This is a genomic window from Vibrio sp. 1978, from assembly GCF_033344345.1.
Genome location: NZ_JAWPOP010000596.1, coordinates 1 through 642 on the forward strand (window position 1 = coordinate 1; position 642 = coordinate 642).

The 642-nt window shown below is 44.7% G+C and carries 1 protein-coding gene; it reads left to right on the forward strand.

Annotated elements, in window-relative coordinates; all coding sequences use genetic code 11:
- Positions 1 to 630 (forward strand): porin (locus R8N49_RS28035; protein WP_318190559.1); only part of this gene is annotated, 630 nt, incomplete at its 5' end.
- Positions 631 to 642 lie beyond the last annotated feature (12 nt).

Here is a 642-nt window from a genome sequence, read left to right on the forward strand (position 1 = left end):
GGTTGGAACGTCGGTGCCCTATTTGAACTTAACGAAAACAACCGTTTTGGCTTTGGCTACCGTTCTAAAGTCGATCTAGATTTTGATGATGGTGAATTCAGCAGCTACGACTCCGGCATCGCAACCGCAGCAAAAGTTGATGGTCGCTTGAAGATTTCGCTTCCTTCTATTATCGAACTATCTGCATTCCATCAATTGAACGACCAATGGGCGATTCATTACGGTTGGCAACAAACTGACTGGAGCACTTTTAAAGAGCTAAAAGCGACCAGTAATGAATGTAAAGGCGGCGTATGTTTCTTCAAACCAGAAAAGTATGAAGACAACAACCGTTACTCTGTAGGTGCAACTTACACGCTAAACACAGAGTGGACATTCCGCGCAGGCTTGGCTTATGACGAGCAAGCGGGTGAAGCAACATTGAGTATCCCTGATAGTGACCGTATGTGGTACAGCGCGGGTCTAACGTATGCAATGAATGAAAACCTATCGTTTGATGCTGGTTTTGCATTGGTACAAAGTGAGTCGGGCTCTTTCACTGAGACTAACGCAGCCGGTCAAGAAATTAAGTTTGATTCAGAAGGTACGGCATACATCAGTGCAGTACAGATGAACTACACCTTCAAATAATAGGATTCTCGG